This is a genomic window from Actinoalloteichus spitiensis RMV-1378 (assembly GCF_000239155.1).
In the GTDB taxonomy this organism is placed as follows: domain Bacteria; phylum Actinomycetota; class Actinomycetes; order Mycobacteriales; family Pseudonocardiaceae; genus Actinoalloteichus_B; species Actinoalloteichus_B spitiensis.
In genome coordinates this window covers 1-5890 of record NZ_AGVX02000188.1, presented here as the reverse complement: position 1 = coordinate 5890, position 5890 = coordinate 1, and the positions used below count along the sequence as shown (strand labels likewise).

At 76.9% G+C, this 5890-nt stretch carries 3 protein-coding genes; all 3 read left to right on the top strand.

Annotation, left to right across the window (positions count from 1 at the left end; all coding sequences use genetic code 11):
- The first annotated feature begins 37 nt into the window (after nucleotides 1–37).
- Genes ACTIDRAF_RS35555 through ACTIDRAF_RS28050 form a run of 3 tightly spaced genes read left to right on the top strand, consistent with a single transcriptional unit; the run spans nucleotide 38 to nucleotide 5552 of the window.
- The gene (locus ACTIDRAF_RS35555) at nucleotides 38–163 is read left to right on the top strand and encodes a LuxR C-terminal-related transcriptional regulator (protein ID WP_425359121.1); all 126 of its coding nucleotides are present in this window, start codon (nucleotides 38–40) and stop codon (nucleotides 161–163) included.
- Nucleotides 160–2664 carry an AAA family ATPase gene (locus tag ACTIDRAF_RS0209740; protein ID WP_016698549.1) on the top strand — a complete coding sequence of 835 codons (2505 nt, stop codon included), beginning with the start codon at nucleotides 160–162 and terminating at the stop codon, nucleotides 2662–2664. The genes ACTIDRAF_RS35555 and ACTIDRAF_RS0209740 overlap by 4 nt, the downstream gene beginning before the upstream one ends.
- The gene (locus ACTIDRAF_RS28050) at nucleotides 2661–5552 is read left to right on the top strand and encodes an AAA family ATPase (protein ID WP_169533969.1); all 2892 of its coding nucleotides are present in this window, start codon (nucleotides 2661–2663) and stop codon (nucleotides 5550–5552) included. The genes ACTIDRAF_RS0209740 and ACTIDRAF_RS28050 overlap by 4 nt, the downstream gene beginning before the upstream one ends.
- The last annotated feature ends 338 nt before the right edge of the window (nucleotides 5553–5890 follow it).

The following is a 5890-nucleotide window of genomic DNA, read 5'->3' as shown; positions in this document are numbered from 1 at the left end:
GGTCGCACTCGGCGCGGATGAGCGCGGTGAAGACGCCCTGTTCGTCACCGTCCGGACCGTCGAGGTGCACCTCACCAACACCTACCGCAAGCTCGGCCTGCCCGGCCGGACCGCGCTGCACGCGGTGTTCCCCCACCCCGACCCGACCAGCCAACCCCGATGAGCACCGACCACCCCACCGCCCAGCCCACGCGCCCCGCCACGACCGTGCTCTCCGGGCAGCGCCACTGGCAGGACCAGGCCGCCGGCACCCACCTGCTCGACCGCGCCTCCCAGCTGGCCACCCTCCGCGGGATCGTCTCCCAACTCCTCGCCGCCACCCCGTCCGTCGGAGTGGTCGAGGGACCACCCGGCAGCGGACGCTCCGCCCTGCTGCTGCACGCCTGCGCCGCGGCCGAGCGCCGCGGCGCCAGGGTCGTGCTCGCCAGGGGGACCCCCGCCGAGACCGGGCTGCGGCACGGCATCACCTCCCAGCTGCTCGGCGCGCTCACCCCACCCGGCAGCTCCCTGTGGACCTCACCGGTGTGGACCGACCCCGACCGCGACGCCGAACTCGTCCCGCTGCTGTGCCGGGACTTCCTCTCCGTCGCCCGGCAACAACCCCTGCTGGTCGTCGTCGACGACGCCCACTGGGCCGACCGGTGGTCGGTGGGCTGGCTGGGCGCGCTCCGCAGACGGCTGCGTGACGTCCCCCTTGCCCTGCTGCTCGCCGGGGACACCGGAGCCGTGCCGCTGTCCCCCCGCACCGACGGCGCGCCGCACGGCCGGGACCGGGTCACCGCACCGCACCTGCTCGCGGTGGGCCCGCTCACCGCCGACAGCGTCCGGACCGCCCTCGGACGAGCCGGGGCGCCCGTGCCCGAGGACCTCGCGCGGGCGGCGGCCGACGCCACGGGCGGCAGCCCCTGGCTGCTCGACGTCCTCCGCCGGCACCTCGCCACCGTCGGCGTCCCCCCGGGGGAACTCCGGCCCACCGACGTGTGGCGCGTCGTCGCCGCCGCCCACGGCGACCGCGTCACCCGGCTCGCCGCGACCCTGGACGCCGAACCGGTCGGACTGCTCCGCGCGCTCGCCGCCACCGAGGGCCGCCTGCCGTTCCGGCTCGTGGCCGCGCTCGCCGGGCTCCGCGACGCCTCCGACCGGGTCGTCCTCGACCGGCTCACCGGGATGGGCCTCGTCCGGGGCCGAGGCGGCCCCGGCGACCGGCCCGACGTGCTCGGACCGATCGTCCGCGACCGTGTGCTCGCCGAGATGACCACCGGCGCCCGGGACGACCTGTACGCGCGGGCGGCCGACCTCGCCCACCGCTCCGCCGTCGACGACGTCGACGTCGCCGAACTGCTGATGCGGGCCCCACCCGGCGGCGGGCACTGGGCGGTCGGGGTGTTGCGACGAGCCGCCCACCAGGCCCGCGCGGCCGGACACCCCGAGGACGCCGCCCGCTACCTCGACCGGGCGCTGCGGGAACCCCTGGCCCCGACGACCCGAATGCACACCCTGATCGAACGGGCGGCGGTCAGCGCCACGGCGGACGGGGGAGAGCGGTACCTGGCCGAGGTCCTCACCGACGCCAGCGGTGGCCGCGCCCTGGCGGACGCCACCCTGCGCGCGGCCGACCTGCTGCTGGCCGGGGGACGCGGACGCACCGCCTACTGGCAACTGTCCGCGCTGGCCGACGCCCACCGGGCGGCCGGCGCCCCCGAGGAGATCCACGCGCCGTTCACGGCGCTGTGCCAGCTGGCGCACGCCACGCAGCGCGGTGAACCCGGCGGACTCGTCGAGCTCGCCCCGCCAGCACTGCCGGCGGACCCCCGCGACCCCGCCCAATGCGCGGCGACCGCCCACTCCCTCGCCGTGACCGGAGTGGACCTGCCCAGGACCGTGGACCTCGCCCGGCGGGCCCTGGCCACCAGCGCACCCCCCACCGCCGCCCTCACCGCCCCCCGGTTGGCCGCCGCCCGCGCGCTGTCCCTCGCGGGCCGGGACGAGGAGGCCCTCGACGCCCTCGACACCGTCCTGGCCGAGGCCCGCCGCCAGGCCCCGCCCTGGGTGGTCGCCCGGGTGCTGACCGTCCGAGCCGGAACCGCGCTGCGCGCCGCCCTGCCCGCCGAGGTCGACCGGACGCTGGCCCTGATCAGCGACGCCCTGCCCGCCGTGCGACGGTCGAGGAGCCTCGCCGCCCAGGTGGCCTCGGTGCGGGCCCTCCACCACCTCGACGTGGGGGACGTGGCCGACGCGGCGCGGGCGCTCCGCACCTGTCCCCCCGACGTCACGATCGGCGGGGAGATCGGAGCCAGGGTGCTCTACACCCGAGGCCGGCTCAGCCTCGCCCTCGGCGAGCCGGGGAAGGCGCTTACCGACCTCCGCCAGTGCGGATGGCGGTTGTTGGCCCGCCAGGAACCCAACCCCGCGCTGCTGCCGTGGCGCGGCTACACCGCCACCGCCTGCCTCGCCACCGGCGATGTCACGGAGGCCACCCGGCTCTTCGACGAGGAACGGGAGCTCGCGGCCGCGTGGGGAGCGCCGGCACCACTGCGGCACACCGAGGAGCTCGCCGCGCGGGCGTGGTCGACGGCGCCCTCCCCGCGGCACCGGGACCTCGCCGCACCGTCGGGTTCCCCCGGCCGCCGTCCGGGGGAACCGGGACGGGAGGACGCGCGGTGACCACGGACGGGCGCGACGTATCGTCCACCGGGAGGCGAGAGGCGATGCGGCTGTGCGAGCGGGACGGTGAGATCGCGGCGATCCGTGCCGCCGTCCGCGCCGCCCATGACGGGCACGGCTCGCTGACCGCCGTCGTCGGCCCACTCGGCATCGGCCGCACCGCCCTGCTGCGCTCGCTCGCCGACCAGACGGTGGCCGACACCCGGGTGGTGCTGGCCAGCGGAGCACTGCTGGAACGGGAGTTCGCCCACGGCGTCACCCGCCAGCTGTTCGAACCCGCCCTCTGGTCGGCCGACCCGGAGTGCCGGTCCCGCTGGTTCGCCGGGGCCGCCGCCCCGGCCGCCCTCCTCCTCGACGTCGACGTCGACGCCGGCCCACCCGAGCCCGGCCCCCCGGCGACGCTGTGGCCGGCCCTGCGGGCGTTCGTGGCGAACCTGGCCGCCGAACGGCCACTGCTGGTCGTCGTCGACGACCTCCAGTGGGTCGACACCGAATCCCTGCGCTGGCTGGGATACCTGTCCCGCCGACTGGCCGGCGTCCCGGTGGCCGTCGTCGCCGCCGCCTGGGACGCCGGCGGCTGGTCGGAACGCCCCGACGTCCAGGACGTCCTCGCCGCCGCCACCCGCACCCTGCGGCCACGGCCCTTGGGCCTCGACGCCACCCGCACCCTGGCCCGGGACCGCTTCGGCCCGTCCGTCGAGGAGGAGTTCGTCAGCCGCGTCCACGCCGACTCCGGCGGGAACCCGATGTTCCTCACCGGGATCCTCGACGCGGTCGCGTCCTCGGGCGCGCCCCCCACCGCCGACCAGCTCACCGCCGAGGACAGCGCGTGGTCCGGCCTGCTCGGCGACCGCCTCACCACCTGGCTGGACGCCGTCGTCGCTCCCGTGCGCGACGTGGGCCGAGCGGTGCTGGTCCTCGGTGAGGACGCGACCCCCGACCTCGTCGCCGACCTGGTCGGACTCGACCAGCTCAGCTGCGACCGCGCGTTGCGCGTCCTGGGCCAACTGGGCCTGGTCCACGTCCACGGGACGTGCTCCTTCCGCCACCCGTGCGCCAGCGCCGCCGTCGACCGCGCGATGGGCGTCGCCGAACGGGAACGCCTCCGACAGGCCGCCGCCCTCCTGCTGCACCAGCGGGGCCGCCCACCCGAACGCGTCGCCGAACACCTCCTCGCCGTCACCACCCCCCACCAGGCCTGGGCCACCAGGGTCCTCCGGGAGGCGGCCGACACCGCCCTCCGACGGGGAGCGCCCAGAACCGCCGCCGACTACCTGCGACGGCTGCTGCTCGACGTGGACGACGGAGTGGTGCGCGGCCGGTTGCTGGTGGACCTCGCCCTCGCCGAACGCGAGTTCGACCGGGCCGCCGCCCGACGACACCTCACCCAGGCCGTTCCCCTGCTGCCCCACCCCAGGGAGCGTGCGACGGCGGCGGCCCGGCTCGCCCCGGAACTCCTCGACGAGGTGACGCCCGCCGTCCGCGAACTCGTCTGCCGCGCCGAGGCCGACCTGCGGGCGGCGGGACCACTGTCCGGCCACGACCTGGAACTGGCCCTCCGGGTGGAGTGCCGAGTCCGGCGCGCGGGCCTGGCACCGGACACCGAGGACTCCGTGCTCGGCCGGCTCCTCGACCTCGACCTCGCCTCCGGCGGCCGAGGCCCGGCGGAACGGGAACTGGTGTCCGTGCTGCTGCACCAGGCCACCGTCGGACTCCTGCTGACCGCCGACGCCGTGGGCAGGATCGGCCGGTCCGTGCTCGCCGGCGAACCCGCCGCCGCCGCGCACGTCCACACCGGACTGGTGCTGCTGCCGCCCACCCTGGTGGCCGCCGAGGCGGCCGAGGACGTCGGCCCGTGGCTCGACATCGCCCTCGACCAGGCACGACGGCAGAACTCCGTGGTGGCCCGCGTCCTGGTGACGGTCAGCCTCGTCAGCGTGCGGCTGGGAGCGGGGGACGTCGCCGGCGCCCGGTCCTCGGGCATGGACGCGGTCGCGCTCGCCGAGTCGGAGTGGCCGGACGGGCTACCGCTGTGCCTGACGGCGCTGGTGCCCACCGCGTTGCTACCCCGCGACGCGCGCATGGCGCGCTGGCTGCTCGACCGGCTGGAGCGGCACGCGACCGGCTCGGAGGGCGCGGCCTACCACCACGACGCGCTGCTGCCGCTGCGCGGGTTCCTCCGCTCCCACGCCGGCGACCTGCCGGGAGCCCTGCAACACGTCCAGGAGTGCGGCCAGCTGCTGGACCGCGCCGGGCGGCGCAACCCGGCGTTCAGCCCGTGGCGGCACTGGGCCACCTCGCTGCACCTGCGGATGGGCGATCCGGTGGCGGCCAGGGCCGTGGCCGCCGAGGAGTACGACCTGGCCGCCCGGTGGGGCGCCCCCGCCACGCTGGGCGCGGCACTGCGGTTGCTCGGCACCGTCACCGACGGCAGGAAGGGCATCGAGCTGCTCAGGGAGTCCCGGCGCGTGCTCGCCGGATCGGGGAACCACCTCGAACTCGGACGGACCCTGGCGGAACTGGGCAGGGCGCTGCTGCGGGCGGGTGACCCGGCGGCGGAACCGGTGCTGCGGGAGGGCCACGACCTGACCGCCGACCACGGGATCGACTGGCTCACCGACCGTTTCCGGTCCGACCTGGCCGCCTGCTCGCGGGCGTCGGGGGTGAACCTGGTGCTCACCAGGGCCGAACTGCGGGTCGCGGCGCTGGCCGCCGAGGGCAGGACGAACAAGGAGATCGCCGACACCCTCACGGTGAGCGTGCGCGCCGTGGAGAAGCACCTCACCCGGGTGTACCGCAAGTTGGCCGTGGACGGCCGCGCCGGGCTCGCCGCCGCGCTGGTCCCGGTCTCCACCGGCCCCGGGGATCCGAGCGGCCAGGCCTGTTGACCCCGGCCAACCACCCCGAGGCCGCCCCGGGGGCCGGCGACGTGGCCGGCCGGGTCTCGCGGTGCGACGGGGACGGCCACCACCTCGACCACCCTGCCCGGCTGTCGTGCTCGCCGGACACCCCAGCCACCGGGCCGGCGTGACAGCCGCGCGCGTGCCGGCGCCCGCTGCGGAGCAGCCCCCAGGATTCGTCCCGGTAGCCAGGTCGTTCCCCCTGTCCTCACCCGAACGCGAGGTGGGCCGGGCGGATCGGCCCGCCCGGGGACGTCACCTCCGGACATGACGGGCTGGGATCGCGGGGGGTGTCCCTATGTGGTTGTCAAGCCGCAGCCGGGGCG